The 264-nt window shown below is 69.7% G+C and carries 1 protein-coding gene; it reads left to right on the forward strand.

From position 1 onward, the window contains the following. The coding region (locus tag R0J87_RS21425; protein ID WP_498888819.1) for a hypothetical protein at window positions 1-251 on the forward strand (251 nt) is incomplete at its 5' end. Between the last annotated feature and the right edge of the window lie 13 nt (window positions 252-264).

A 264-nucleotide genomic window follows, 5' to 3' on the forward strand; every position in this document is an offset into this window, starting at 1 on the left:
TCGGACCCGCGAGCAAGAACCCGCTGTGGCTGCAGATCAAGGCGGACCTGCTCGCCACCCCGCTGAGCGTCTCGGCTTTCGCTGAGGTCGTCTCCCGAGGTGCACAGGCACTCGCGTCGCAGCGCTCCGGCGATTGGTCCGGCACCGCGCCGTTCGACGTCCGCCCGGACGCGCACCGATCCGAGGCGCTCCAGTCCTGGGCTCGCGGCATCAGCCGGCAGTGGGACTACGCGAAAGGCTTCCCGACATGATCCGCGACACGAC

It is taken from the genome of Halomonas sp. SIMBA_159 (assembly GCF_046536035.1).
In the GTDB taxonomy this organism is placed as follows: Bacteria; Pseudomonadota; Gammaproteobacteria; order Pseudomonadales; family Halomonadaceae; genus Vreelandella; species Vreelandella venusta_A.